This window comes from Lentilitoribacter sp. Alg239-R112 (assembly GCF_900537175.1).
In the GTDB taxonomy this organism is placed as follows: domain Bacteria; phylum Pseudomonadota; class Alphaproteobacteria; order Rhizobiales; family Rhizobiaceae; genus Lentilitoribacter.
Genome location: NZ_LS999833.1, coordinates 2,174,794 through 2,200,253, shown reverse-complemented (window position 1 = coordinate 2,200,253; position 25,460 = coordinate 2,174,794). Strand labels below are relative to the sequence as shown.

Sequence of the window (25,460 nt, the reverse complement as noted above, 5' to 3'; positions counted from 1 at the left end):
AATTTAATTAGCTGGTTCGACCCTGAATTGGTCGAGCCATGCACTTAGTTTACCAAAACCATCTTGGCTAATCGAGTAATATCGACGTGTACCCTGATTGGTTACGTTCACAAACCCACAATCTAAAAGTGCTTTTAGATGCTGAGAAACCGCAGGGCGGCTGACTGGCAACCCTTGGGCTAAAATATTGACCGTTTGAGGGCCTTTTTTAAGCGCTTCAAGCAGATAACGGCGATTCGGATCTGCCAAAGCATAGAATGGATCTACTTTTTGCATGTGGCCAAGATAAGTTGATTTTATGTTGCATTGCAAGATATTTGTGCGATGCAATAAAGGTAAATTTAAAACTGTAACCCATCAAATAAAAGTTTCATTCCTGCCAAGAGCATGAGGACATACATGAGAGGATAAAACACATCCGGCCTCATACGTTTAACAATCCATGCCCCAACAAGAGTTGAAATAATAGCGAGCGGCATCAATGCAAAAGATGTCTTAAGATTCGTCGCATCAAATTGACCTAATGCGAAATACGGAACCAGCTTGATCACGTTGATAATGAAGAAAAATCGTACACTGGTGCCTGTAAAAATACGAGGACTTTGGCCAAGTGGTAGGGTGTAAACTTGATAAGGTGGCCCACCTGTATGAGCGATAAAACTCGTAAAGCCTGCGACAGTTCCACAAATTCCACCTAACAGTGGTCTATGCGGTTGTGTGGATTGAACTCTTTTTCGCAATTTTGAGATATAGTAATTAGCAACAAAACCAACCGATATTATCCCAACAAGCAGCCGGACAGAGCTGTCTGATACATAGGCTGCAGTTATCCAACCAATAGCAATGCCAACTACACCTGCTGGAAGCATGATTTTCAGGGTTTGTAGATCAAATTCCCTTCGCCAAGACCAAAGGCTAAAAATATCCATGATAATGTATATTGGAAGTAATATCGCTGCGGCTTGAACCGGTGATATGACCAATGCCATGATGGGAACGCCAAGCATGCCCATAGTGCCGCCAAAACCTCCTTTTGAAAGCCCGGCTAAAGTGACTGCACATATTGATGCGATTAAGATAGAGGGGTCGCTTAAAAGCTGCATATTATTGAGAACTCTTGTTGTCCGATCTGTTTCGGGGTAGAGCAAGAATAAATTTGGCGCAATACTTATCTGGTTTTGCACCACGAATGTTTTTTCTTAGGAGTTTAACTGCATGAATATGCCACTCGACCGTTGCAGATTAGTTTTGATAACTCCGGACATAAAGGATATTTCAGCACTTGAAGACACTGTTTCGTCCGCATTACGTGGTGGTGATGTCGCATCCGTCATAATTCCGCAGCGCGATCTTAATGAGCATGAATTTCAGGACATGACATCCGTTCTTGTGCCTATTATTCAAAAGGCTGGAGCTGCTGCACTCGTTGCTGGAGATACCCGTGTTATGGGGCGTTGCAAGGCTGATGGCATTCATGTCACCGGAAATGTGGATGATCTTTACGATGCTGTTGAGCGCTTTTCTCCTGAAAAAATTGTTGGTGGTGGGAATGCGAAGGATCGCCATAGTTCATTGTCTATGGGAGATACACAACCTGATTATTTGTTTTTCGGCAAGTTGGATGGTGATATTAAATCGGAACCACACCCCAAAAACATTAAACTTGGGCAATGGTGGTCCGAATTTGTCGAGATTCCTTGTATCGTTATGGGTGGAACCGATATTGAATCGGCATTGGAAATTGCGAATGTTGGATGTGATTTTTTGGCGCTTAATTTGGCAATTTTCTCTAAACCAACCGAAAGCGCGATAAAGGTAGCGGAAATAAATGCGTTGCTTGACGAAAAAGCGCCACGATTTGAAACTAATTAGCATTATATTATACATCTGAACCGGAGTAATTAATGATATACTGGCGAGAAGCGTGTATTGCATCGATTATGCTGATAATCTGCTCTGTTGGTGCTTCGGCTCAATTTGTACCTGTTGAAGGCAAAGATGGGGAAGGTTCACCCGCCGAGACACCAAAGCTGAAAATGCTGAAAACAATACGTTCGGCTCCTTTTACCGGTCCGCCTTCAATTACCGAAAAAACAGATTCTGCTCTCGATGAAGAAAAAAGTGCGGATGATGATAAGACGCAGATCGGTGAAGACGCCTGGCTCGCATTTAGCGCTTTTCAACGTGGGCAATATATAACTGCGATGGAACTTGCATTGCCGCGTGCGCAACTGGGCGACCCTGCTGCGCAAACATTGATCGCTGAGTTGTTTGCTGAAGGGTTTGGTGTTGGCCGCAGTATGGATGATGCTGTTTTTTGGTATGATCAAGCCGCAAAAAATGGAGATGCATCCGCGCAGTATAAGTTGGCATTGCTTCTGACTAACGGAAAGTATGCCGAAAAAGACGAGAAGCGTGCGCGCGAGTTGATGCAAAAATCGGCGGAAGGTGGCAACCCCAAGGCCCAATTTAACTATGCGCAATTACTTGTTTCTGAGCGACCTGGCCCTAAAGGTATAGAGGATGCTTTGCCATTTTTTGAAAGTGCTGCAGCGAGGGGTATTCCAGATGCGCAATATGCCTTGTCGCAGATATATGTAAATGAGATTGATGTTTCTGAGCAAAAAAGAGCACTTGCACGTCGGCATCTTATTTCAGCTGCTCGTGCTGGTTATGACACGGCACGTCTTGATTTGGCTATTTGGTTGATAGATGGTGTTGGTGGAGATCGTGATTTTGAAGCGGGTTTTGAATGGATGCGTCTTGCTGCGCTTAAAGGTAATGTGATTGCACAAAACCGCTTAGCTCATCTTTATATCCAAGCTATAGGCACGGTGGGTAATCCGATCGAGGCGGGACGATGGTATATCGTGTCGCGCAGGGCTGGTTTGGAAGATCCGAGTTTGGAAGATTTTTATCAGGGTCTGACCGCAGATGAGCAAAAGCGCTCTCTTGAAGCCGCAAATCTGATGCGATTTTAACCTTCATACCCGCAAAGGCTTGAAATAAGCCGAAATATGTGGTCTTGAAGCTGAAATTCTATAAATCTCTGATTTTCGTCTAATCGCACTGGAAAACTCCATGAAAATTAATGGCAATGAAATTCGCCCGGGTAACGTGATCGAACATGCTGGTGGTCTTTGGGCTGCTGTGAAAACGAATGCTGTGAAGCCTGGTAAGGGTGGCGCATTTAATCAAGTCGAACTGAAAAACCTGATCAATGGCACGAAACTTAACGAACGTTTTCGCGCAACCGAGACTGTCGAGCGTATTCGTCTTGAGCAAAAAGATTATCAATTTTTGTATGCAGAAGGCGAAATGCTGGTTTTTATGGATACGGAAACCTATGAACAGTTGGAACTTCAACAGGAATTTGTGGGTGATCGCTCTGCGTTCTTGCAAGACGGTATGATGGTAACTGTTGAATCTTACGAAGAAAAGCCAATTGGCATTCGCTTGCCTGATCAGGTCACTTTGGAAATTACAGAAGCTGACCCTGTCGTTAAAGGTCAGACAGTATCATCGTCATTCAAGCCTGCTGTCATGGAAAATGGTGTTCGCGTTATGGTACCGCCATTTATTACTGCTGGTGAAAAGATTATCGTTGACACCAACGAAGTCACTTATGTTCGTCGTGCCGAAAGTTAAACAATAAAACTGAATTCTTCTGGAGTTCAATAAGGATACCTCATGGCGCGTTCAGCCCTTTTAAATGTCATGGTTACAGCTGCTACAAAAGCTGGCCGTTCATTATCGCGTGATTTCGGCGAAGTGCAAAATTTGCAAGTTTCTGTCAAAGGACAGTCAGGTTTTGTAGGCGAAGCTGGTAAAAAATCGGAAGATATTGTTCGTGGTGAACTTATGCACGCACGCCCCTCCTACGGCTACTTAAGTGAAGATGATGAGGTTAAAGGTACTGACGGTACACACCGTTGGATCGTTGATCCACTGGATGGTACGACTAATTTTTTGCATGGTATTCCTTTTTTTTCCATCTCTATTGCGCTTGAGCGTGGGGGTGAATTGGTTGCCGGTGTTATCTATAATCCAGCCACTGATGAACTGTTTACAGCAGAAAAAGGCGGTGGCGCATATATGAATGACCGGCGTTTGCGCGTTGGTGGTCGTAAAAAATTGCGAGACTGTGTTGTTGGTGCCTGCGCACCACATCTTGGTCGTGGTCATCATGGTCGTTATCTAATTCAGCTCGCTAATATGATGGGCGAAGTTTCGGGTGTTCGCAGTTTTGGCGCAGCATCTCTTGAACTTGCCTACGTGGCGTCTGGTCATTTGGATGCGCATTTTGAAGAGCACCTAAAACCGTGGGATATTGCTGCAGGGATCGTGATGATCCGGGAGGCTGGCGGATTTATTTATGATGTTTCCGGTGGTTATAAAATGTTTGAAACGGGTGATCTCGTTGCCGGAAATGAGCATATTCAGAAAGCTCTTACAGAAGTTATTAAGCGTCCGGCTCCAAATAAAGCTGTGTGACCGTTAGATTTTTTTCTAATTTTGCGGTGTTGACCTTTTAATTTTGCCATTTTTTTGCTTACACTCACCAACGGGGTGATTTGTTGCAAAGAGGCGGATGGAGATATGTCAACATCGAGTTGGGATAAAGCGGCGGAAAATGGTATGTCGCCGAATAAGTTATCAAGTCCCTTGGTATTTCTATTTAGTGTCATTATTTCTTTGGTGATTGCTGGTTTTGCGATCGCGATTTTATTTCGTCAAATTGAAACAGCTTTTATGTCTAACCCAGGTTTGAACGGGCTGATCGTTGCTGTTCTATTGTTGGGCATTATGCTTGCTGTTAAGCAGATTGTGCAGCTAAGCCCGGAGGTTCGTTGGGTAAATTCCTTTCGCGCAGCGGGTGATGCCGATAAGGTCAGCCGTGATCCTGTTCTTTTGGCTCCCATGCGGGCATTATTTAGCGGGCAACGGGAAAAAGCACTTACAACATCATCCTTGAGGTCAATTCTCGATTCTATTGCCGCTCGGTTAGATGAGACAAGAGATACAACGCGTTATTTGATTGGTCTTCTGGTTTTCCTAGGTCTTTTGGGTACATTTTGGGGTCTGTTAGGTACAATTGGCTCGATCAAAGATGTTATTGGCTCGCTCGATGCTGGGTCTGGTAATACAGAAGATGTGCTTGCCGCACTTAAAACTGGTCTTGGTGCGCCTCTTGAAGGCATGGGTACGGCGTTTTCATCATCATTGTTTGGTCTTTCGGGGTCGCTGATATTGGGGTTCATTGACCTGCAAGCTGGATGGGCGCAAGGACGTTTTTATGGTGAGTTGGAAAACTGGCTTGCATCGGTGACAGATGTGACCTCCGATGTTGGTAATGCTAATGTGCCTGTTATTGAAACCAGTGGCGATAGCTCTGAAGAGCTGAAACTAGTTGCAGAGCAATTGAAGCGGCTGTCAGTGGATGGCGGCGGCGGTGGAGGTTCGAATCAACGCACAACGGCAGCTATGGCAAATTTGGCGGAGGGTATCCAAGGTCTCGTTAAGAACATGCGCAGCGAGCAGCAAATGTTGCGTGACTGGATTGAAGCCCAGCAGGATGAATCAAAAGCCATGCGTCAGACGCTTGATAAGCTTTCTGACAAGATTGATAAAAGCTAGGGCACAGATATGGCACTTTCTCGCAATCGTTTGAGAAGCCGCTCCGTTGACTATTGGCCGGGCTTTGTTGATGCTTTGTCGACCCTTTTGCTCGCCATCATGTTTTTGCTTTCCGTCTTTGTGCTTGCACAGTTTTTTCTAAGCAGAGAAATCAGCGGGAAAGATGAAGTGCTTACGAGGTTAAACTCGCAGATTAACGAGTTGACCCAATTGCTTGCGCTTGAACAGACCGGGCGGCAGGATTTGGAAGATACACTTGCCAACCTACAAGCATCGTTATCCGCGTCGGAGGATGAAAAATCTCGCCTTGAATTACTTCTAAATCAGGGGGCTGGATCAACAGAAGCTGCTGAAGCAACAATTAGTGGTTTAAATCAGACGCTTGATGAAGAACGACAGATTTCCAAACGTGCACTTAGTCAGGTGGCTTTGTTAAATCAGCAGATTTCAGCAATGCGCCGACAATTAGCTGCTTTGGAAAATGCTTTAGATCAATCTGATGCTAAGGATGAGGAAGCTCAAGTTAAAATCGCGGATCTTGGTCGACGATTAAACGTGGCATTAGCTCAGCGAGTGCAAGAGCTTAATCGTTATCGTTCGGATTTCTTTGGTCGTTTACGTGCTATTCTTTCGGACCGTGACAATATTCGTATTGTGGGAGATCGTTTTGTCTTTCAGTCAGAGGTGTTGTTTCCATCTGGCGGTAATGAGTTGAACCCGGATGGGAAAATAGAAATGGCCAAGCTTGCAGAGGCCATGCTTGATCTTGCTCGGGAAATCCCCTCAGAAATCAACTGGGTTCTGCGTGTAGATGGCCATACGGATAATGTGCCTTTGTCAGGCACTGGCCGTTATCGAGATAACTGGGAGCTCTCAAGTGCTCGAGCGACATCAGTCGTCAAGTTCCTGATTGAACAGGGTGTGCCGTCAAACCGTTTGGTTGCCGCAGGATTTGGTGAATTCCAGCCAATTGCAGAAGGTGACACGGTCGAAGCGCGTAACACGAACCGCCGTATCGAATTGAAGTTGACTGAAAGATAGGTTTTAGTGTTATGTCTGAAATTGCAGTTTCGCTAAATTAGCATACATGCCATTCGCTTCACTGAGCGACTTATGTGTGCCTTCTTCGATAATTTTGCCTTTGTCCATAACCAGTATTCGATCAGCCTTAAGAATGGTCGAAAGACGATGTGCGATGATCAGTGTCGTGCGGTTTTCCATGATGCGATCAAGTGCTTGTTGAACCAGTTTTTCGCTTTGGGCATCAAGTGCAGATGTGGCTTCATCAAGCAGAAGAATGGGTGCGTTTTTAAGCATGCCACGAGCGATAGCAACACGTTGACGCTGTCCGCCTGATAGAGTTACGCCGCGTTCGCCTATTTCGCTGTCGTATCCATCATCCATATCAAGGGCGAATTTTTCAACAAGCGCAGACTTTCCTGCTTGTTTAATATCCTCATCGGAAGCTTCATTACTACCAAATGCAATGTTTTCAGCAACGGATGCTGCAAATATGGTGACATCCTGCGGAACGATGGCTGCACGCGATCTGATGTCATGGAGTAGGGCTTCTTTTACATCGACACCATCTATAAGTATCTGCCCGGAGCTTGGATCATAAAATCTCAATACTAGCGAAAACAAGGTGCTTTTACCTGCACCTGATGGCCCGACAATAGCCACTGTTTCGCCAGTTTTTACGGAAAAGGATAAGTCATCCAAGATTTTAGCGTTTGGACGTGTAGGATAGGCAAAGCTGACAGACTTAAACTCAATCTCGCCTTTAACGTTTTCTGGTAAAGCTACCGGATTGACTGGGTCTTCGATTTCAGATCTTTCATTGAGTAACTCAGATAAACGCTCAGCTGCGCCGGATGCTTGAGACAACTCGCCCCATACTTCTGATAAGCCACCTAAGCTTCCTGCTGCAAGAACTGAATAAAGAAGGAACTGACCAAGCGTACCAGCTGACATGTCTCCTTCAAGAACAGAATGAGCACCGGACCACAAGATGCCCACCACACCACAGAAAACTAATGAGATGGAAAACACCGTAAGGGCTGCGCGGGTTGTTATTGCCGCCTTTGCCGCATCGAATGTATCTTCGATTGCGGATGAAAAGCGCCCAATAGCACGGTCCTCAGAATTGAAGGCTTGTAATGTACGGGTTGCATTGATGGCTTCGCTTGCAAAGCCCATCGTGTCTGCAAGAGTGTCTTGTGCATTGCGTGATCTTTTCCGAACCGCACGTCCAAATGCAATAAGTGGGATAACAACAATGGGGATGCCGATCACTACAAAGAGTGAAAGTGTCCATGATGTCCAAAACATCATGACAATGGCACCCAAACACAGGATTGAGTTTCGCAAAGCCATTGAGGCTGTTGCACCAACGGCGGATTTAATCTGAGTTGTGTCTGCTGTCAGGCGGGAAATGATTTCACCAGACCGATTAACATCATAAAATGACGGAGAAAGCCGCGCGATGTGAGTAAATACATCGCTGCGAAGATCCGAGATAACGCGTTCACCTAAAAGAATCACAAAATAATAGCGCATCGCACTTGCGATACCTAAGACGATGGCAATGCCCATGAGGAACGTAAAGTAACTATTGATGAACTCCGGGTCTTGGCTTGAAAATCCAAAATCAATCACGCGCCGAACAGCCAAGGGTAGGGTGAGCGTTGTTGCTGCCGCCAGCAGCAGAAAAACGCCTGCACCGATGATGAGTTTCGGATAACGTAAGATATAGGGAAAAAGTGTACGTAATGGGGATAATGACGCCCGCTTCTGTTCTTTTTCTTTGTCAGTTGCCACGTCAGTTTCCTTATTCATAAATAAGCTACATTTGCATCATCGAATTTATAAGATGCTCTTGTGCAATTGTTCTGGTTGATGTATAGCCTCGCCATCGAATTACAAGACTTTATTCTTCTAAAGTCTGAAAAGCTCAATGTATGCTGGGATATTTGTCGCATTTAGCGATAAAACTGGCTTGTATTTAAGGCATATGCCTAACCGTAAAGGAATAGAACTATGAAAGCGGATATTCATCCAGAATACCACACGATCAAAGTGGTGATGACTGATGGAACAGAATATGAGACACGCTCGACTTGGGGTTCTGAAGGCGAGACAATGAATTTGGAGATCGATCCTAATTCTCACCCAGCTTGGACTGGTGGTGGCGCTCAACTTATGGACCGCGGTGGACGTATCACGAAGTTTAAAAATCGTTTTGCTGGTCTTGGCCTTTAATCGATTTCTCTTATATCAATTAAAAAACCCGCCTTTTAAGGCGGGTTTTTTGTTGGCCAGCTTTTAAAGCTTGGCGAATTAATTTTTCAAGAAAGCAGTCTGCAGAAGATTGTGCTGCGCTTGTATCGAATTTTCAGTCTCTCGCATGTTTGCATGTGCTTCTTCCGGGCGATAAATTTCGCGATCTAAAAGTGCAACACGATTTTGAAGGCGCAAAGAACGCTCGATCAAATCGCGGAAAGCTTCTGGTAATTCATCCCATCCGGCCGCATTACGATCACAATTAAAGCTTTCAAGACGCACTTTAGATTTCTCCGTGCTCGCTTGGTCGCGTGTCATTTCGCCATTGTTCACAGCGCGTTGTAATAGCAGCCAAGATGCCAATTGCATAAGGCGTGTCGTTAGGCGCATGGACTCAGCTGAATAAAGGATAGATGCAATGCGAGGAAGTGCCTTTGAGGCAGAGCGACCTGTATTATCAAGGTAATCGGCTGTTTCTTCAACAAGGCCCATGCCATCTGCATACAAAGACTTGAAGCCTTCTGAATTTGCAGCATGCTCGGAAAAACGGATAGTATTGCGGTTTGTTTCAGACATATTAGCCAATCTACTCTCTACTTACTTAACGCCATTGCCGCCTAAATTATCTACGCTTTCCAGGTCAGCCAGATAAAGATGCCGCTTTTTATTAAGTTGCGCAAGCTAAATGTTAAAGAAAGGTTAACGGGCTGATTTGGCCATTAAAGCATGCAATTTGTCTAAATTTGGACAAAAAAAAGGACCGCAAGCGGCCCTCAAGAGTTTAACAGGGAGGCGTCAAGCAGAAAGTCTGTTACATTTTCCGCCAAATCTGAAACTAATCAGATGACTTAGTAATAACTTGTAAGGCTTAACAGGAGCTTAATTGACATTACCTAGAAGCATGATTGAAAGATAATTTAACTTAGGTAATATCTGCGCAATAGTTAAGTGCGTATTTTCGAGGTCATCATGCGAATAATTGAGATTAGCGAATTTGGTGGGCCCGAGGTTTTAACTGTTGGGCAGATTGCTTTCCCAAAGCCAGCACCAGACGAGATACTCATTCGTGTCCATGCCTGTGGTGTGAATCGGCCCGATTGTTTGCAGCGTCTCGGTCATTATCCACCCCCAAGAGGTGTGACAGATATTCCGGGGCTTGAGGTGGCGGGAATCGTTGAGCGCATTGGCAAAAAGGTGACTAAGTTTAAAGAGGGCGATCCCGTTTGTGCGTTAATTCCCGGTGGTGGATATGCAGAATATTGCAAAGTGCATGAAGCAAACGTCCTGCCGGTTCCTACAGGTTACAGCATGGTTGAAGCAGCCGCGCTGCCGGAAACTTTCTTCACTGTTTGGCATAATGTTTTTCAAAGAGGCTTGTTGCAGGATGGGGAGACTTTTCTTGTTCACGGTGGTTCATCAGGAATAGGTTCAACCGCAATTCAACTGGCGAAAATCTTTGGTGCCACTGTTTACACAACTGTAGGTTCGAAGGAAAAATGCAAATTTGTTGAGGATTTGGGAGCAGATGTCGCTATTGATTATCGTAAACAAGATTTTGTAGATGTTATTAAGTCTCATACTGCAAACAAAGGTATTGATCTAACGCTTGATATGATTGGTGGAGATTATATAAATCGCAATTATGCTGTTGCTGCTTTGGATGGCCGGATTGTTCAGATAGCTTTTCAGCGTGGTCGGCGGGCTAATGTTGATTTTGCACTTTTAATGGCAAAGCGCCTTATGCACACAGGATCAACTCTCAGGGCTCGCCCAGTGGCATTTAAAGCCTTTATTGCACATGAGTTGTTTGAGCATGTTTGGCCTTTGCTTGCCTCTCGTAAAGTCAAGCCGATAATAGATTCTACGTACCCTTTGGAAAATGCAGCTGACGCCCATACACGTATGGAAACCAGTGAGCATATGGGTAAAATTGTTCTGACAATCGACTAGTCATAAAAAAGGCCTCGAATGAATTCGAGGCCTAAATCTATAAGCTGAAATCTTGAGTTATGCTGCTTCGATGTCTTGTTTCCAAGAGCCGACAGCCGCAAGGCCATTCATGCGCGCGCGATGTGTAAATGCGCGCTGACCAGCAGCGACATTTTCTGACTTGCCGCCCCATGCTTTTAGCGCAGCAGCTTGCAAAGCACGACCGTAGGAGAATGTAAGCGCCCAAGGGAGGTCACCCATAGCGTTCATCGCAGATAGGTGAGCGGTTGCTTGCTCTTCTGATTGGCCACCAGATAGGAATGCAATGCCAGGAACCGCAGTTGGTACAGCTGTTCTTAGGCAAAGGAGTGTTTTTTCAGCAACTTCTTCAACGCTGGCTTGTTGCGCACAATTGATGCCTGGAACGATCATATTTGGTTTGAGGATCATACCTTCCAGATTAACTTCTTGCTCATCAAGGGCGGCAAAAGTTTTTTGCAGTGTTTCGAGCGTTACTTGGAAGCATCTATTAATATCGTGTGTTGAGGTCGCACCATCCATTGTAATTTCTGGTTCAACAATTGGTACGATACCAGCTTCTTGGCAGAGAGAGGCATAGCGCGCCAAAGCGTGAGCATTAACAGAGACAGCCGTTTTTGAAGGAAGCGTATCTGAGATTGAGATAACACCGCGCCATTTGGCAAACCGTGCACCTAGTTCATAATACTCGTTCAATCTTTCGCGTAGGCCATCAAGACCTTCTGTTACTGTCTCACCTGCATGACCTGCAAGTGGTTTTGCGCCCATGTCGACTTTAATGCCGGGAACAGCGCCAGCAGATTTGATCAAATCGACAAGGGGTGTGCCGTCTGCAGCTTTTTGTCGTAACGTTTCATCATAAAGAATAACGCCAGAGATATAATTGTTCATTGCGTCATCTGTACGGAACAGCATCTCGCGATAATCGCGGCGTGTTTCTTCACTTGATTCAACACCGATTGAATCTAGGCGCTTTTTGATTGTGCCAGTTGATTCATCGGCTGCAAGAATACCTTGCCCAGGCTGGACCATTGCCTGCGCAATATCTTCTAAACGTTCAGTCATATTGATATCTCCAAATTGTGTGCCAATATATGCCCATTGGAAGGCTGTTGGTGAGGTTGATAACAGAGGATTTAAAAAATTTAAATAGCGTTGAATTTATTTAAAACGATTTAAAAATAATTTAAACGATTTAGTTCAGAGATTTCTTTCATTCATGGTAAATTGCACGCATATAATATTGTTAAAATGCGACACGTTGATCATAAGTCTTTGTAAAAATGGAGTGAAATTAGAATCATGAGTCTCGTTTCATCGTCAGAGCTTTCGGAGAATCCATTTAAAACGATTGAATTTTTAAAGCACTCCGGTTCACTCCACCGTGAGAAAATTCCTATTCTCGGTAAAGTCTGGTTTGTGACCAATCAGCAAACATCTATAGAAGTTTTGAAAAACCAGGAAATCTTCAGGGTACGAAAACCGGATGGAAGTGTTGTTGGAATGCGATGGTGGATGCCCAGAGTAATCCAGCTTTTAGCATCTAATATGTTGACAATGGACCAACCAGAACATGAACGTCTGCGCCATATTGTGGATCAGGCATTTCGTAAAGATGCCATCATGAAGCTTGAGCCGCGTATTAAAGCGATCGCAGACGGCATGATTTCAAAGTTGTTTGTTGAGGAACCAAAGATCGATATTGTCAACGGGTTTGCACGGCATTTTCCACTCACGGTTATTTGCGAACTTTTAGGTCTTCCAAAATCTGACCGTGCCCAGTTTGCGAAATGGGCTGAGGGCTTCACACGTGTTAGCGGTATGTGGGACTTTTTGATGCTGGTCCCCAATTTGCGAGCTATGGCTAAATATTTGCGAGCGAAAATTGATACTGAGGTTGGTGTTGATCATGATGGATTGATTGCGCAACTTATCGCCATGAAGAAAGAGGGAGCAGCGATTTCTGATGATGAATTACTGGCGATGGTTTTTCTGTTGTTAATCGCCGGTCATGAAACAACAACTCATTTGATTTCCGGTGGGCTCTTTGCTCTCCTGACACACCAGGATCAGAAAGATTGGCTACTTGAAGATTGGTCGCGAATAGATCTTGCTGTTGAAGAACTTCTAAGATTTGTAACGCCCGTGCAGATGACCAAGCCGCGTTATGCCTATGAAGATATAATAGTTGATGGAACGCTAGTTAAAAAGGGCGAGCTGATCATGCCGTTGCTGACGGCTGCCAACTATGATGAAACCGTGTTTGAAGATCCTGAAAAGTTGAACTTGTCGCGAAAACCAAATCGCCATATGGCGTTTGGCACCGGTATTCACTTTTGCCTTGGGCATTTGCTCGCGCGAATTGAGGGTAGGGTCGCAATAAAAGCGCTTTTTACGCACTTTCCCAACCTTAAACTGGCAGTGGACCAAAAAGATGTAAAATGGCGCAAGCGCATTGGGTTGAACGCGCTTGCTGAATTGCCGGTGACATCTGGAAATTAATGAACCTAGCTGTCTAGTGCTAACACACCTGGCAGTGGTTTGCCTTCCATCCATTCAAGAAACGCACCTCCGGCAGTTGAGATATAGCTGAAGCTATCTGCAGCACCGGCCAGATTAAGCGCGGATACTGTATCTCCACCACCCGCAACTGAGACCAACCTACCATCTTCGGTAATTTCAGCAGCAGCTCTTGCAATAGCTACAGTCGCACCATCAAACGGTGGGATTTCAAACGCACCGAATGGGCCATTCCAGATTAATGTGTTTAGTTTTTCGAATTCTGCAATGACATTTGCAATCGTCGCATCACCTGCATCAAGCGATTGTTTTCCTTTTGGGATGACTGTATCTGGGGTCATAGTCATCACCTCGTAAGCAGCATCCGCTTTGAATTCAGCTGAGATTTTACCATCTGTTGGCAAAACAATTCGACAACCATTTTCTTTTGCGGCTTTCATGATAGCGTGGGCTTTGTCGTACATATCCGGCTCTTGTAACGAATCGCCCATATCGGCGCCTAAAGCTGCCTGGAACGTGTTGGCCATGCCGCCGCCAATAATCAGAACATCAATTTTCGTAACCAGATTTTCCAATAGGTCAATTTTAGTCGATACTTTTGCTCCGCCAACAACGGCACCCACCGGATGTTTTGGGTCGCCCAAGGCAGAGTTTAGTGCATCCAATTCCGCCTGCATGGTGCGACCAGCATATGAAGGAAGTAGCTTTGTTAGTCCTTCTGTGGATGCATGGGCACGATGGGCAGCAGAGAATGCGTCATTAATGTAAAGATCACCATTTTCGGCAAGAGCTTTGGCAAAGCCTGCATCATTGGTTTCTTCACCTTTGTGAAAACGTGTGTTTTCCAAGAGAAGAATATCGCCATTGTGCAGAGCATCAACGGCTTCTTTTGCTGCATCACCAATGCAGTTGCTTGCAAAATGAATGTGCATGTCCAAAACTTCTTCAACGGACTGCGCGATTGGCTTCAGTGACATAGATTCAACAACTTCACCTTTTGGGCGGCCAAAATGTGCCATAAGAATGACTTTTGCACCTTTGCGAGATAATTCCTGCAGGGTTGGCGCAATGCGTTCAATGCGCGTTACATCTGTTACATTTCCGTCTTTTACGGGTACATTTAGGTCAACACGGACGAGGGCACGCTTGCCATTAAGATCAGAAATATCATCCAAAGTTTTAAAAGTCATTGTCATTACCCGATTTTAGAATTGGTGTTGGTGCTTTGATAACGGAATTTTTAAAAATATGAAATTGCTTTTGAGAATTCATACTATTATCCAAAAAAAAACCGGAACGCTAATTCCGGTTTTCTAAGTACTTTATGAACTAGATTAGTTCAACTTACCCATTGCAACGGCTGTATCTGCCATGCGATTTGAGAAGCCCCACTCATTGTCATACCATGTTAGGATGCGAACAAGGTTGCCTTCCATAACTTTGGTCTGGTCCATGTGGAAGATTGAAGAATGCGGATTATGGTTCAAATCAATTGAAACCAATGGCTCGTCTGTATAACCCAAAATACCTTTTAGCGGACCGTCTGCAGCTTCACGGATGGCATTGTTTACTTCGTCTTCTGTTACATCGCGTGACGGGATGAACTTAAGATCAACAACAGATACGTTTGGCGTTGGAACGCGGATCGCAGAGCCATCCAACTTGCCTTTAAGTTCTGGAAGAACAAGGCCAATAGCTTTTGCAGCACCTGTTGATGTTGGTATCATAGACACAGCTGCGGCACGACCACGATATAAATCTTTATGCATAGTATCGAGCGTAGGCTGGTCACCCGTATATGAGTGAATTGTCGTCATATAGCCTTTTTCAATGCCGAAGGCATTGTTCAGAACGTACGCAACAGGTGTAAGGCAGTTGGTTGTACAAGAAGCGTTTGAAACAACTTTGTCATCTGCTGTAAGGTCTTCATCGTTTACACCATAAACAATGGTCTTAACATCATTGCCACCCGGTGCAGAAATAAGGACTTTAGATGAGCCATTTTCCAAGTGTAATGACGCTTTTTCACGACTTGCAAAAATACCAGTACATTCAAGAGCTACATCAACGTCTGCCCAAGGAAGGTCTTTAGGGTCGCGAATAGCTGTTACTTTGATCGGTCCTTGCCCTACATCGATTGTATCACCGTCGACAGTAACTGTACCGGGGAATTTTCCGTGTACACTATCATAACGCATAAGATGTGCATTTGTTTCAACAGGACCTAAATCATTAATCGCAACAACTTGGATGTCATTACGCCCAGATTCCATAATACCACGTAGAACATTACGTCCAATGCGGCCAAAACCATTAATAGCAACTTTTACTGTCATTTATATTCTCCGAATAATAATAGGGTTAGGATTGTCCCCAATATTGTACTGGTGTTTTTATTATTATAACTTTGCCTCGACTGCCAAAACTGCAGCCTCAGGTGTGATTCCGAAATGCTCATAAAGTTCTTGATAAGGACCTGACGCACCAAAGGAGTTCATGCCGATAAATATGCCATCAGAACCAATGAATTGATCCCAACCTTGGCGAACGCCTGCTTCGATAGCCACTTTAACAGGGCTGTCACCGATGATTGCAGCTTTATACGCGTCGTCTTGATCATCAAATAGATCCATACAGGGGACAGATACAACACGGGTTGTGTGTCCTTTTGCATCGAGCAATGCTTTTGCGTTCATGGCAATTTCGACTTCAGAACCGGAAGCAAAAATAGTTACTTGTGCATCGCTTTCAGATGCAAGTTCATATGCACCGTGCGCGCATAGGTTTTCTTCAACGTAAGTTGTGCGAAGAGCTGGTAGGCCTTGACGTGTCAGGGCAATACCAGAAGGGCGCGTTTCTGATTCGAGAGCTAGCTGCCAGCATTCCAATGTCTCGGTAATGTCCGCTGGGCGGAACATGTTGAGATTTGGAATAGTTCTAAGCGAAGCCATTTGTTCAACAGGTTGGTGGGTTGGACCATCTTCGCCAAGGCCGATAGAATCATGTGTGAACACGTGAATGACTCGGATACCCATAAGAGCTGCCAGACGAATTGACGGACGGCAATAATCAGAGAAAATTAGGAAGCCGCCTGAATAGGGAATCAAACCGCCATGTAGCGCGATACCATTCATTGCGGCTGCCATACCATGCTCACGGATGCCATAGTGCAGGTATCTGCCTGAGAAATCATCAGGTGTAATGGAAACTGTTTGGCTTGTCTTTGTGTTATTTGATCCAGTCAGATCGGCAGAGCCGCCAATTGTTTCAGGAACAGCACCGTTGATGACTTCGAGCACAAGCTGCGAGGCTTTGCGTGTTGCTTCTTTTGGCTTGTCTTCTGCAAGAGCTTTTTTGTATTCAAGAAGTGCGGGAACCAATGCGCCTGGCAATTCACCGTTCATGCGACGTTCAAACGTACATCTGATGTCAGAGTCACCTTCCTTGATGCGCTTTTCCCAATCTTTGTGAACTTTCGCAGAACGAAGGCCCGCAAGACGCCATGCATCGAGAATATCGGATGGGATTTCAAACGGTGCAGCGTCCCAACCGAGAGCTTCGCGGGTTGCTGCAATCTCATCATCTCCAAGCGGAGCGCCATGAGCACCTGCAGTGCCGGCTTTCTTCGGAGAGCCATAACCAATTTGAGTTTTACAAGCGATCATTGTTGGCTTGTCAGATGCTTTTGCTTCTTCAATGGCAGCAGAAATTGCTTCTGGATCATGTCCATCTACACGAAGAGTGTTCCAGTTACATGATTTAAAGCGAGCCTCTTGATCCGTCGAATCACTGACTGAAATAGCACCGTCGATTGAGATATTGTTATCATCCCAAAGAACGATCAACTTGTTGAGTTTTAAATGTCCAGCAAGCGTAATAGCTTCTTGACTGATACCTTCCATTAAGCATCCATCGCCCACAAGTGCGTAGGTATTATGATCGACAATGTCAGCACCAAATTCATCAGCAAGCTTGCGTTCAGCGATTGCCATACCAACAGCATTTGCAATGCCTTGGCCAAGCGGACCAGTTGTTGTTTCAATACCTGGAATATGACCATATTCAGGGTGACCAGCGGTTGGTGAGCCAAGCTGACGGAAGTTTTTGAGGTCTTCCAATGAAATATCATCATAGCCAGTCAGGTAGAGCAATGAATAAATGAGCATTGAGCCGTGACCAGCAGACAAGACAAATCGATCGCGATCTGGCCAGGATGGGTTTTTTGGATCAAACTTCAAATGTTTGGTGAAAAGGGTGGTCGCGATGTCTGCCGCGCCCATAGGAAGACCGGGGTGGCCTGAATTAGCTTTTTGGACAGCGTCCATTGACAAAAACCTGATGGCGTTCGCCAATTGCTGATGTTTAACCGTGGATGTCATATTTATGCCTGTATTTTATCATCTAGGGAGGGTTGCGGTGTCTCCAGCACAACGGCGTCGCTGTCATAGCACTTCGCGGGGTGGAGTCAATGAAAGTAACTTCTTTTGAGTGTGAATTGATCGAAACGAGTGAATAAATTGATTTGATGTGTACGAGCAATTTGAACCCGTGAAGCTTTATTGACTAGGGCTTTGGGCTATGAAAATGTCTTTTCCTGTAGGTTATAGGGGGCTTGATTCGCATTCTTGGGGATATATGGGCTATGAGTACTGAAGATTTAACAGTGAAATCAGCGTTAGATCAGCTGACAAATGCGGTAACGTCGCTTGAAAGCGCGGTTGGGCGCCGTCTGGAAAATCAGAAAGACGCTGAACAATCACAAGAAGAATTGAAATCTATGATATCAGATCGATCAAAGCTGGCTGAAGAACTTGATGGTGCACAAAACCGTGCCAATCAACTAGAAGAAGCTAATCGGGAAGTATCTCGTCGGTTAGTCACAGCGATGGAAACTATTCGCGCTGTACTTGATCGGGGTAATTGAGGGTTAAATGTCTCAGGTTACAGTTACTATCGACGGTAAATCCTACCGCATGGCATGCGAGGCCGGGCAGGAAGAACATCTGAATGACCTTGCTGAGAAGTTTGATAAATATGTACTGAGCTTGAGATCTCAATTTGGTGAAATTGGTGACCAACGACTGACTGTTATGGCCGGTATTATGGTGATGGATGAATTATCGGAAGTGCAAGGTAAATTGAAGGGCGTTCAATCTGAATTAGATCTCGTCAAAACAACGCGTGACAATGCGCTTCAAAATGCTGAAAAAATGGATACGAGTGTTGCAAGCACCCTTAGTACTGTTGCAACGCAAATTTCAAATATTGCGGACAAACTCAACAAGAATGATTAAAATTGAATGCCAAAATCTTGGTAGTTTCTGATGGGTTTAAACAGAAAATTCTGTTCCATATTCGGAATTGGGTGGTAATAAACTACGACTGAGACTATATCGTGTAAGCGATCTGCTCTTTCCGACAGGACACAATATCCTCGGGCCTTAATTAATTCTAAGGGAGCTGTCCCTGCTTTGGCTCGTGGGTCGGAGCACACGGCGCCCACCTACATTGTAGGTTCCTAGGATTTTAAAATTCCATCGATTGTCAGTGGATCGCACTTTTTGGAGCATAGCATGGTAGATATTTCCAAAGTTGCGGACGTTTCTGATTTAAAGCAAAAAATTCGTTCTGAAGTTCTGGCGCGACGTGATGCTTTGTCCGTTGAGATACGCACTAAGTTTTCACAAGAGATTGCCGAGCACTTCAAGGATTGCCATGTGGAGCCCGATGGAAATGTGTCCGCGTTTTTACCAATACGCTCGGAAGTTGATCTCAAACCAGTTATTTCAAGGCTTTGGACGCGAAAAAACAGAGTTTGCTTACCGTATATCTTATCTAAAACAGAGATTGAGTTTAGAGAATTCATGGCGGGAACAAAACTCGTAGGCAATGGTTTTGGAACGTTGGCGCCGGATGATGCATCATCGGTTCTTCTGCCAGATGTCATGCTTGTTCCGCTTTCCGTATTTGATCAGAACGGTGGTCGCATTGGTTATGGCGGCGGGTTTTATGATCGTGCGATTGAAAAACTTAAAGGACTGGGAAAAGCTCAAACATTGATTGGTGTTGCATTTTCTACCCAAGAGGTTGATGAGGTTCCAACGGATGACCATGACGTACCGCTTGATTTCATTTTAACTGAGCGTGGCTTGCGCGAATTTTAAAGCCCCCTTATAGAGGCGGCATGAGATTTCTATTTTTAGGTGATATGGTCGGTTCAACCGGCCGCGAGGCGGTCTGGGACCAGCTTCCGGGGTTGATATCTGACCTCAAACTCGATTTTGTTGTGGTCAATGGCGAAAATGCAGCTCACGGCTTCGGTATAACAGAAGAGATATTTTTAAAAACAATTGATGCTGGCGCTGATGTCGTCACCACCGGCAACCATGTTTGGGGGCAAAAAGAAGCGCTGTCATTTTGTGAGCGCTACGATACATTTCTTCGCCCTGCTAATTATCCAAAAGGTACACCAGGTCGTGGTGCGACCTTGGTTCAAGCACGAAATGGTGCGCAAGTGCTTGTGTCAAACATCATGGGGCGTGTTTTCATGCATCCTGATTTGGACGATCCATTCGCTTGTGCCGAAGAGGTTCTTGGCTCTTGCCCATTGGGCGAACAAGCGGATGCTGTTATTCTGGACTTTCACGCAGAAGCAACCAGCGAGAAACAGTGCTTTGGCCATTTCGTTGATGGGCGAGCAAGTCTGGTTGTCGGCACACATACGCATATGCCAACAGCGGATTGCCAGATTTTGGATGGCGGTACGGGCTATATGAGCGATGCAGGTATGTGCGGTGATTATAATTCATCTCTTGGTATGGAAAAAGAAGAACTGATCAATCGGTTCGTAACCAAAATACCACGAGGGCGGATGGAAATTGCAACAGGTCCGGCAACAATTTGCGGTGTTGGCGTTGAAATTTCAGACCGCACTGGGTTGGCTGAGAAGATTGCACCACTTCGTAAAGGTGCAAGACTTGAAGAAACTGTACCTAGTTTCTGGTTGTAGGACTTCACGGTACACATAATACAATAAACCTAGACCTTATGGCGTTTTGTTTTTATAAGGCGGGAAATCGATTTTTAGATTACGAGAAATTACAAAGAGGGTTTCATGGCAGGCCATTCCAAGTTTAAGAATATTCAACACCGCAAGGGACGTCAGGATGCTGTTCGCTCCAAGATGTTCTCAAAGTTAGCTCGGGAAATAACCGTTGCTGCCAAAATGGGTGCGCCTGATGTGTCAATGAACCCGCGTCTTCGATTAGCTGTTCAGAATGCCAAATCATTGTCTATGCCAAAGGATAATATTCAGCGCGCAATTAACAAAGCTGCGGATAAAGATGGCGAGAATTATGACGAAGTGCGTTATGAGGGATATGGCCCAGGCGGTGTTGCCGTTATTGTTGAGGCTTTGACTGATAACCGCAATCGCACTGCATCAAATGTTCGAACAGCCTTTACAAAGTCTGGCGGCGCATTGGGTGAAACTGGTTCGGTCGGCTTTATGTTCGACCGTGTTGGCGAGATTATCTACCCAGTAGAAGTTGGAGACGAGGACACTATCATGGAAGCTGGTATCGAAGCTGGTGCTGAAGATGTAGTTTCTGATGAAGAAACACATACGATCTATTGTGCTTTTGAAGATATTGGAGATGTATCGTCAGCACTTGAAGCTGCTTTGGGCGAGCCAAAAACCGTTAAGCCCATCTGGAAACCTCAAAACGAAACACCAGTTGACGAGACCAAGGCTGAGCAACTTATGCGTTTTATGGATGTTTTAGACGATGATGATGATGTTCAAAACGTTTATTCAAACTTTGATATTTCTGACGAAGTGATGGCTAAACTGTCCTAGGCAGGTTCTTCAATCGAATTTTCTAAGCCGGGCATTTGCTCGGCTTTTTTATTTCAAATAGTTTTGTGTGATTTGTTTTTGTTTTGTTCACGTTTTTGGTAGATGTTTATCACCTAAACACATAGGGTGAGCAGATGAACGACGCGATTCGAATTATCGGTATTGATCCGGGGCTTAGAAATACTGGCTGGGGCATTATTGATGTCTTGGGTAATTCTTTACGTTTTGTAGCCTCCGGCACGGTCAAATCTGATGGTAAAGCTGATCTTGCCTCTCGCCTTTGTCAAATTTATGATGGTTTGGAAGGTATTATTCATTCCCATCAACCCTTTGAAGCTGCGGTTGAAAACACATTTGTGAATGTGAACCCGACTTCAACGCTAAAGCTTGGTCAGGCTCGTGGTATCGCAATGCTTGTGCCTGCTCGATCAGGGCTTCGTGTGGCAGAATATGCACCAAATGCGGTGAAGAAATCAGTCATTGGTGTTGGCCATGGAGATAAAAAACAAATTCATATGATGGTCAAAGTTCTCATGCCGAAAGCAGAATTTACATCCGATGATGCGGCGGATGCGCTGGCAATTGCAATTTGTCATGCGCATAACCGCACGAGCGCAACCTATAAAATAGCGGCGGTATAATTATGATCGGTAAACTTAAAGGCACGATTGAAGAGATCTCTGGAGATTATGTTCTCATTGATGTGCACGGTGTTTGCTATGTAGCGTTTTGTTCGGGGCGCACATTAGGTAATATTGGTTCTGCAGGCGAGGCTGTCATCTTATTTATTGAAACCTATGTGCGCGAAGATCAGCTTAAACTTTTTGGTTTCGCAACCGAGTTGGAGCGGGAGTGGTTCCGCCTTCTGCAAAGTGTTCAAGGTGTTGGAGCAAAGGTGGCGCTCGCTGTTTTATCAACGCTTTCTGCTTCTGATTTATCCAATGCTATTGCGTTGCAGGATAAAGCAATGGTCGCGAGAGCACCGGGTATCGGACCAAAAGTTGCTCAACGAATTGTGACAGAGCTTAAAAACAAAGCACCACTTCTTGGTGGTCTTGATGCGCCGGATATGGGGCTCAAGCAGAATATTGGTGATGGCGTAGCATCCGCTCCTGTTGCCGATGCTGTATCTGCACTTTGCAATTTGGGATATTCGCGCGAGCAAGCAGCTTCTGCCGTCGGTGCAGCTGTTCGCGATGCTGGCGATGATGCCGATAGTGCAAAACTTATTCGCCTGGGCTTGAAAGAACTGGCCAAATAGAAGTCATTTGCGTAAGTAAAAACCATGAGTGATCAAAATCCCATATTGGACCCCAATAAATCTGGCGAAGATTTGGAAGCAACGCTGCGTCCACAATCGCTTGATGATTTTACTGGTCAGGCTGAAGCGCGTGCAAATTTAAAGATATTTATTGAAGCTGCAAAAAATCGTGGTGAAGCGCTGGATCACGTTTTATTTGTCGGTCCTCCCGGTTTAGGGAAAACCACTTTAGCGCAAATTATGGCTAAAGAGCTTGGCGTGAATTTTCGTTCGACCTCCGGTCCGGTGATTGCCAAGGCGGGTGACCTTGCTGCATTATTGACTAATCTTGAAGAGCGGGATGTCCTGTTCATTGATGAGATACATCGGCTTAATCCTGCTGTGGAAGAAATTCTCTATCCTGCGATGGAAGATTTTCAACTGGATCTAATCATCGGTGAGGGGCCAGCTGCTCGTTCGGTCAAAATTGATCTTGCAAATTTTACGCTTGTTGCAGCAACCACCCGTTTGGGACTTTTAACAACGCCATTACGTGATCGGTTTGGTATTCCGGTTCGGTTGCAGTTCTACACCGTCGAGGAGCTTGAAAGCATTGTTCGTCGCGGTGCGCGGATCATGGGTTTAAACATAACCGATGATGGCGCTAAGGAAATTGCCAGACGGGCGCGTGGCACACCGCGTATCGCCGGCCGCCTGCTACGCCGTGTTCGTGATTTTGCGGAAGTTGCAAAAGCGGAAGCTGTTACCAAAGAAATTGCTGATAATGCGCTCACAAGACTATCTGTCGATGCAATGGGACTTGATCAACTTGACCGCCGTTACTTATCAATGATTGCTGATAATTTTGGTGGTGGTCCAGTTGGAATTGAAACCATTGCAGCAGGACTTTCTGAGCCACGCGATGCAATTGAAGACATTATTGAACCGTACCTCATCCAACAAGGTTTTATACAGCGTACCCCACGTGGTCGGGTTTTAACCGGAAATGCGTGGAAACATATGGGGCTTAATCCACCAAAAGATCTGGAAAAGACACAGATCAACTTGTTTCAGGATGGGGAATAGCAATGACATATCAATTTGAAGGTCGATTGACCGAACAGGGTCATGAGCTTATTCAGCGTGTTTATTATGAAGATACCGATTTTTCTGGCGCTGTTTATCATGCCAGATATTTGCATTTTATGGAGCGAGGACGAACCGAATTTATCCGGTGCAAAGGGCTTATTCAAAGTGAAACGCTGAATAAAGATGACCCAGAAAATGCGGTTGCTTTTATGGTGTCAAAAATTGAGATTAAGTATGTAAAACCAGCTCGTATGGATGACGTTTTGACGATTCTCACCGAACCCTTGGCTGCACGTGGGGCTCGTATGGAGCTATCTCAGCGTGTTCTGCGCGGGGACGAAATCTTGATTGACGCTAAAGTCACTGTCGCCTGCGTAAATGGTGTTGGGCGGCCGCGTCGATTGCCTGAATCTCTTTCATAGCTGTAATTCTGTCATCAAATCAACGTGATTTGGTCCAATTCTAACGAATCCTAACGCTTCATTAACCATAATTATGGCCTATTGCCCTCAAGTTTGTCTTGTAAGATCGCGCGCCATTGTTTGACCGCATTTTTTAGACATTAAAGCATGAACGAGTATGCCATATTTGCTTCGAAATCTGCTTTCTTGAGGTGTTTGGTACTATTCTATGATCGTTTAAGGGACTGAAAATGGAACAAGTTGGATTGGCCGCTACTTCTGATGTGACGCTTTTGTCACTGTTTTTAGAGGCAGGTTTTGTCGTAAAATTAGTGATGTTGGGACTTCTGGCTGCCTCAGTCTGGACATGGGCAATTGTTGTCAACAAGGTTATTGCGTATAAAAAAGCTAAGATACAGCTTGATCGTTTCGAGGATTTGTTCTGGTCGGGGCAGTCTCTGGAAGAGTTATATCGATCTCTTTCAGAACGAAAAAAGAACTCAGGTATGGGCGCAATTTTTCTAAGTGCGATGCAGGAATGGAAGAAATCATTTGAGCGCGGTGCGAAAACCCCGATGGGTCTTCAAATGCGGATCGATAAAGCCATGGACGTTGCACTGGTACGCGAGTCAGAGGCTCTAGAGTCTCGTCTTGGTTGGTTAGCGACAATTGGTTCTGCTGCACCATTCATTGGCTTGTTTGGTACAGTAATCGGTATTATGACATCATTCCAGGCGATTGCGGGTTCTAAGTCCACAAATTTGGCCGTTGTTGCTCCGGGTATTGCCGAGGCGCTGTTAGCAACAGCGATTGGTCTGTTGGCAGCGATCCCAGCGGTGATTGCTTATAACAAATTTTCCGCAGATGCTGCGAAATTAAGCTCGCGTATGGAGGGTTTTGCCGACGAATTTTCCGGCATTTTGTCTCGTCAATTGGATGAGCGTTCGCAAGTTCAACAGCATGCATCGCAACCACAAACATCGCATTCTCAAGCATCAATGTCTGGAGTATAGCTATGGCTATGATGATGCCAAATGCCGGTGGTCGCTCAAGCTCTCGTAGACGAGGGCGCAAACTTGCGCCTATGAGTGAAATTAACGTGACACCGTTTGTTGATGTGATGCTGGTACTATTGATTATCTTCATGGTTGCAGCCCCCCTTCTAACCGTTGGTGTGCCGATTGATTTACCGGAAACGCAGGCGAAATCTCTTAATTCTGAAACACAACCGATAACAGTTTCGGTCAATTCAGAGGGCGGTGTTTTCTTACAGGAAACAGAAATTCCAATTGATGAAGTGGTCGCAAAACTGGAAGCGATATCGACAACTGGCTACAGCGAACGCATTTATGTGCGCGGCGATACAAATGCTGATTATGGAACCGTTATGAAAGTGATGGCGCGCATCTCAGCCGCAGGATTTAAAAATTTGGGACTTGTAACTTTGCAGGAGCAGGACGGGTAG

At 45.1% G+C, this 25,460-nt stretch carries 28 protein-coding genes and 1 other RNA gene; 21 read left to right on the top strand and 8 right to left on the bottom strand.

The genetic code is table 11. From position 1 onward, the window contains the following. Nucleotides 1-3: 3 nt before the first annotated feature. Together G3W54_RS10915 and G3W54_RS10910 are read right to left on the bottom strand one after the other, a co-directional pair. The gene (locus G3W54_RS10915; RefSeq protein ID WP_162653080.1) at nt 4-276 is read right to left on the bottom strand and encodes a metalloregulator ArsR/SmtB family transcription factor; all 273 of its coding nucleotides are present in this window, start codon (nt 274-276) and stop codon (nt 4-6) included. A gap of 65 nt (nt 277-341) precedes the next feature. Then, nucleotides 342-1,103: a sulfite exporter TauE/SafE family protein gene (locus tag G3W54_RS10910; protein ID WP_162653079.1), complete on the bottom strand. Its 762-nt coding sequence runs from the start codon at nt 1,101-1,103 to the stop codon at nt 342-344. Nucleotides 1,104-1,215: 112 nt separating this feature from the next. Here G3W54_RS10910 and G3W54_RS10905 point away from each other — a divergent pair, with 112 nt between their 5' ends. The 6 genes from G3W54_RS10905 to G3W54_RS10880 all read left to right on the top strand — a co-directional run bounded on the left by G3W54_RS10905 (nt 1,216) and on the right by G3W54_RS10880 (nt 6,678). After that, a complete protein-coding gene (locus G3W54_RS10905) occupies nt 1,216-1,872 on the top strand; it encodes a thiamine phosphate synthase (RefSeq protein WP_162653078.1) in 657 nt (218 codons plus the stop codon). 32 nt (nt 1,873-1,904) lie between these two features. After that, nucleotides 1,905-2,981, top strand: a complete 1,077-nt coding sequence (locus G3W54_RS10900; protein ID WP_162653077.1) for a tetratricopeptide repeat protein — start codon at nt 1,905-1,907, stop codon at nt 2,979-2,981. A gap of 100 nt (nt 2,982-3,081) precedes the next feature. Then, nucleotides 3,082-3,648 (top strand): elongation factor P, encoded by a 567-nt coding sequence (efp, locus tag G3W54_RS10895; RefSeq protein WP_162653076.1) that lies wholly within the window; start codon nt 3,082-3,084, stop codon nt 3,646-3,648. Nucleotides 3,649-3,690: 42 nt separating this feature from the next. Further along, a complete protein-coding gene (locus G3W54_RS10890; protein WP_162653075.1) occupies nt 3,691-4,494 on the top strand; it encodes an inositol monophosphatase family protein in 804 nt (267 codons plus the stop codon). Between the two features lie 105 nt (nt 4,495-4,599). Continuing rightward, complete coding sequence (locus G3W54_RS10885) at nt 4,600-5,637, top strand: MotA/TolQ/ExbB proton channel family protein (protein ID WP_162653074.1); 1,038 nt, start codon at nt 4,600-4,602, stop codon at nt 5,635-5,637. A 9-nt stretch (nt 5,638-5,646) separates the two neighbouring features. Then, entirely contained in the window at nt 5,647-6,678 is a 1,032-nt protein-coding gene (locus G3W54_RS10880; RefSeq protein WP_162653073.1) for a peptidoglycan -binding protein, read from the top strand. A gap of 9 nt (nt 6,679-6,687) precedes the next feature. Here G3W54_RS10880 and G3W54_RS10875 read toward each other — a convergent pair whose 3' ends face one another. Continuing rightward, nucleotides 6,688-8,475 (bottom strand): ABC transporter transmembrane domain-containing protein, encoded by a 1,788-nt coding sequence (locus G3W54_RS10875; RefSeq protein WP_162653072.1) that lies wholly within the window; start codon nt 8,473-8,475, stop codon nt 6,688-6,690. Between the two features lie 201 nt (nt 8,476-8,676). Between G3W54_RS10875 and rpmE the strand changes: the two genes are divergently transcribed. Beyond that, nucleotides 8,677-8,898, top strand: coding sequence for a 50S ribosomal protein L31 (gene rpmE, locus G3W54_RS10870; protein WP_162653071.1), 222 nt, complete (start codon nt 8,677-8,679; stop codon nt 8,896-8,898). 78 nt (nt 8,899-8,976) lie between these two features. Here the strand turns inward: rpmE and G3W54_RS10865 are convergent, their stop codons facing one another. Then, on the bottom strand, nt 8,977-9,495 hold the full coding sequence (locus G3W54_RS10865; protein WP_162653070.1) for a DUF1465 family protein: 519 nt from the start codon (nt 9,493-9,495) through the stop codon (nt 8,977-8,979). A 393-nt stretch (nt 9,496-9,888) separates the two neighbouring features. Between G3W54_RS10865 and G3W54_RS10860 the strand changes: the two genes are divergently transcribed. Next, nucleotides 9,889-10,869, top strand: coding sequence for an NAD(P)H-quinone oxidoreductase (locus G3W54_RS10860; protein WP_162653069.1), 981 nt, complete (start codon nt 9,889-9,891; stop codon nt 10,867-10,869). 57 nt (nt 10,870-10,926) lie between these two features. Here G3W54_RS10860 and G3W54_RS10855 read toward each other — a convergent pair whose 3' ends face one another. Next, nucleotides 10,927-11,952 carry a class I fructose-bisphosphate aldolase gene (locus G3W54_RS10855; RefSeq protein ID WP_162653068.1) on the bottom strand — a complete coding sequence of 342 codons (1,026 nt, stop codon included), beginning with the start codon at nt 11,950-11,952 and terminating at the stop codon, nt 10,927-10,929. Nucleotides 11,953-12,189: 237 nt separating this feature from the next. Here G3W54_RS10855 and G3W54_RS10850 point away from each other — a divergent pair, with 237 nt between their 5' ends. Beyond that, nucleotides 12,190-13,389 carry a cytochrome P450 gene (locus G3W54_RS10850; RefSeq protein WP_162653067.1) on the top strand — a complete coding sequence of 400 codons (1,200 nt, stop codon included), beginning with the start codon at nt 12,190-12,192 and terminating at the stop codon, nt 13,387-13,389. A gap of 5 nt (nt 13,390-13,394) precedes the next feature. Here G3W54_RS10850 and G3W54_RS10845 read toward each other — a convergent pair whose 3' ends face one another. The 3 genes from G3W54_RS10845 to tkt all read right to left on the bottom strand — a co-directional run bounded on the left by G3W54_RS10845 (nt 13,395) and on the right by tkt (nt 17,786). Further along, a complete protein-coding gene (locus G3W54_RS10845; RefSeq protein WP_162653066.1) occupies nt 13,395-14,597 on the bottom strand; it encodes a phosphoglycerate kinase in 1,203 nt (400 codons plus the stop codon). A gap of 144 nt (nt 14,598-14,741) precedes the next feature. Next, the gene (gap, locus tag G3W54_RS10840; RefSeq protein WP_162653065.1) at nt 14,742-15,743 is read right to left on the bottom strand and encodes a type I glyceraldehyde-3-phosphate dehydrogenase; all 1,002 of its coding nucleotides are present in this window, start codon (nt 15,741-15,743) and stop codon (nt 14,742-14,744) included. A 63-nt stretch (nt 15,744-15,806) separates the two neighbouring features. After that, nucleotides 15,807-17,786, bottom strand: a complete 1,980-nt coding sequence (gene tkt, locus G3W54_RS10835; RefSeq protein ID WP_162653064.1) for a transketolase — start codon at nt 17,784-17,786, stop codon at nt 15,807-15,809. Between the two features lie 263 nt (nt 17,787-18,049). Here tkt and G3W54_RS10830 point away from each other — a divergent pair, with 263 nt between their 5' ends. The 12 genes from G3W54_RS10830 to tolR all read left to right on the top strand — a co-directional run bounded on the left by G3W54_RS10830 (nt 18,050) and on the right by tolR (nt 25,460). Continuing rightward, nucleotides 18,050-18,331: a DUF4164 domain-containing protein gene (locus tag G3W54_RS10830; RefSeq protein ID WP_162653063.1), complete on the top strand. Its 282-nt coding sequence runs from the start codon at nt 18,050-18,052 to the stop codon at nt 18,329-18,331. A gap of 7 nt (nt 18,332-18,338) precedes the next feature. Beyond that, nucleotides 18,339-18,701: a cell division protein ZapA gene (locus tag G3W54_RS10825; RefSeq protein ID WP_162653062.1), complete on the top strand. Its 363-nt coding sequence runs from the start codon at nt 18,339-18,341 to the stop codon at nt 18,699-18,701. A gap of 106 nt (nt 18,702-18,807) precedes the next feature. Beyond that, a non-coding RNA gene (ssrS, locus tag G3W54_RS10820) (6S RNA) lies at nt 18,808-18,965 on the top strand. Nucleotides 18,966-18,980: 15 nt separating this feature from the next. Beyond that, a complete protein-coding gene (locus G3W54_RS10815) occupies nt 18,981-19,571 on the top strand; it encodes a 5-formyltetrahydrofolate cyclo-ligase (protein WP_162653061.1) in 591 nt (196 codons plus the stop codon). Between the two features lie 20 nt (nt 19,572-19,591). Next, the gene (locus G3W54_RS10810; RefSeq protein WP_162653060.1) at nt 19,592-20,416 is read left to right on the top strand and encodes a TIGR00282 family metallophosphoesterase; all 825 of its coding nucleotides are present in this window, start codon (nt 19,592-19,594) and stop codon (nt 20,414-20,416) included. Between the two features lie 105 nt (nt 20,417-20,521). Beyond that, complete coding sequence (locus tag G3W54_RS10805; protein ID WP_162653059.1) at nt 20,522-21,265, top strand: YebC/PmpR family DNA-binding transcriptional regulator; 744 nt, start codon at nt 20,522-20,524, stop codon at nt 21,263-21,265. 134 nt (nt 21,266-21,399) lie between these two features. Beyond that, nucleotides 21,400-21,906: a crossover junction endodeoxyribonuclease RuvC gene (gene ruvC / locus G3W54_RS10800; RefSeq protein ID WP_162653058.1), complete on the top strand. Its 507-nt coding sequence runs from the start codon at nt 21,400-21,402 to the stop codon at nt 21,904-21,906. Nucleotides 21,907-21,908: 2 nt separating this feature from the next. Next, a complete protein-coding gene (gene ruvA, locus G3W54_RS10795) occupies nt 21,909-22,526 on the top strand; it encodes a Holliday junction branch migration protein RuvA (RefSeq protein WP_162653057.1) in 618 nt (205 codons plus the stop codon). A 24-nt stretch (nt 22,527-22,550) separates the two neighbouring features. Continuing rightward, nucleotides 22,551-23,591, top strand: coding sequence for a Holliday junction branch migration DNA helicase RuvB (ruvB, locus tag G3W54_RS10790; RefSeq protein WP_162653056.1), 1,041 nt, complete (start codon nt 22,551-22,553; stop codon nt 23,589-23,591). A gap of 2 nt (nt 23,592-23,593) precedes the next feature. After that, the gene (ybgC, locus tag G3W54_RS10785) at nt 23,594-24,016 is read left to right on the top strand and encodes a tol-pal system-associated acyl-CoA thioesterase (protein ID WP_162653055.1); all 423 of its coding nucleotides are present in this window, start codon (nt 23,594-23,596) and stop codon (nt 24,014-24,016) included. 230 nt (nt 24,017-24,246) lie between these two features. After that, entirely contained in the window at nt 24,247-25,008 is a 762-nt protein-coding gene (gene tolQ, locus G3W54_RS10780; protein WP_162653054.1) for a protein TolQ, read from the top strand. A gap of 2 nt (nt 25,009-25,010) precedes the next feature. After that, complete coding sequence (tolR, locus tag G3W54_RS10775; RefSeq protein ID WP_162653053.1) at nt 25,011-25,460, top strand: protein TolR; 450 nt, start codon at nt 25,011-25,013, stop codon at nt 25,458-25,460.

Bases quoted from the DNA above. Each gene is read 5' to 3' on its own strand.
- G3W54_RS10875 (WP_162653072.1), bottom strand. From the start codon at position 8,475: ATGAATAAGGAAACTGACGTGGCAACTGACAAAGAAAAAGAACAGAAG.
- G3W54_RS10865 (WP_162653070.1), bottom strand. From the start codon at position 9,495: ATGTCTGAAACAAACCGCAATACTATCCGTTTTTCCGAGCATGCTGCA.
- G3W54_RS10885 (WP_162653074.1), top strand. From the start codon at position 4,600: ATGTCAACATCGAGTTGGGATAAAGCGGCGGAAAATGGTATGTCGCCG.
- G3W54_RS10905 (WP_162653078.1), top strand. From the start codon at position 1,216: ATGAATATGCCACTCGACCGTTGCAGATTAGTTTTGATAACTCCGGAC.
- tkt (WP_162653064.1), bottom strand. From the start codon at position 17,786: ATGACATCCACGGTTAAACATCAGCAATTGGCGAACGCCATCAGGTTT.
- G3W54_RS10915 (WP_162653080.1), bottom strand. From the start codon at position 276: ATGCAAAAAGTAGATCCATTCTATGCTTTGGCAGATCCGAATCGCCGT.
- G3W54_RS10815 (WP_162653061.1), top strand. From the start codon at position 18,981: ATGGTAGATATTTCCAAAGTTGCGGACGTTTCTGATTTAAAGCAAAAA.
- gap (WP_162653065.1), bottom strand. From the start codon at position 15,743: ATGACAGTAAAAGTTGCTATTAATGGTTTTGGCCGCATTGGACGTAAT.
- G3W54_RS10845 (WP_162653066.1), bottom strand. From the start codon at position 14,597: ATGACTTTTAAAACTTTGGATGATATTTCTGATCTTAATGGCAAGCGT.
- G3W54_RS10825 (WP_162653062.1), top strand. From the start codon at position 18,339: ATGTCTCAGGTTACAGTTACTATCGACGGTAAATCCTACCGCATGGCA.
- ruvC (WP_162653058.1), top strand. From the start codon at position 21,400: ATGAACGACGCGATTCGAATTATCGGTATTGATCCGGGGCTTAGAAAT.
- G3W54_RS10850 (WP_162653067.1), top strand. From the start codon at position 12,190: ATGAGTCTCGTTTCATCGTCAGAGCTTTCGGAGAATCCATTTAAAACG.
- G3W54_RS10880 (WP_162653073.1), top strand. From the start codon at position 5,647: ATGGCACTTTCTCGCAATCGTTTGAGAAGCCGCTCCGTTGACTATTGG.
- rpmE (WP_162653071.1), top strand. From the start codon at position 8,677: ATGAAAGCGGATATTCATCCAGAATACCACACGATCAAAGTGGTGATG.
- tolR (WP_162653053.1), top strand. From the start codon at position 25,011: ATGGCTATGATGATGCCAAATGCCGGTGGTCGCTCAAGCTCTCGTAGA.
- G3W54_RS10810 (WP_162653060.1), top strand. From the start codon at position 19,592: ATGAGATTTCTATTTTTAGGTGATATGGTCGGTTCAACCGGCCGCGAG.
- G3W54_RS10890 (WP_162653075.1), top strand. From the start codon at position 3,691: ATGGCGCGTTCAGCCCTTTTAAATGTCATGGTTACAGCTGCTACAAAA.
- tolQ (WP_162653054.1), top strand. From the start codon at position 24,247: ATGGAACAAGTTGGATTGGCCGCTACTTCTGATGTGACGCTTTTGTCA.
- G3W54_RS10830 (WP_162653063.1), top strand. From the start codon at position 18,050: ATGAGTACTGAAGATTTAACAGTGAAATCAGCGTTAGATCAGCTGACA.
- G3W54_RS10900 (WP_162653077.1), top strand. From the start codon at position 1,905: ATGATATACTGGCGAGAAGCGTGTATTGCATCGATTATGCTGATAATC.
- G3W54_RS10855 (WP_162653068.1), bottom strand. From the start codon at position 11,952: ATGACTGAACGTTTAGAAGATATTGCGCAGGCAATGGTCCAGCCTGGG.
- efp (WP_162653076.1), top strand. From the start codon at position 3,082: ATGAAAATTAATGGCAATGAAATTCGCCCGGGTAACGTGATCGAACAT.
- G3W54_RS10910 (WP_162653079.1), bottom strand. From the start codon at position 1,103: ATGCAGCTTTTAAGCGACCCCTCTATCTTAATCGCATCAATATGTGCA.
- G3W54_RS10860 (WP_162653069.1), top strand. From the start codon at position 9,889: ATGCGAATAATTGAGATTAGCGAATTTGGTGGGCCCGAGGTTTTAACT.
- ybgC (WP_162653055.1), top strand. From the start codon at position 23,594: ATGACATATCAATTTGAAGGTCGATTGACCGAACAGGGTCATGAGCTT.
- ruvB (WP_162653056.1), top strand. From the start codon at position 22,551: ATGAGTGATCAAAATCCCATATTGGACCCCAATAAATCTGGCGAAGAT.
- ruvA (WP_162653057.1), top strand. From the start codon at position 21,909: ATGATCGGTAAACTTAAAGGCACGATTGAAGAGATCTCTGGAGATTAT.
- G3W54_RS10805 (WP_162653059.1), top strand. From the start codon at position 20,522: ATGGCAGGCCATTCCAAGTTTAAGAATATTCAACACCGCAAGGGACGT.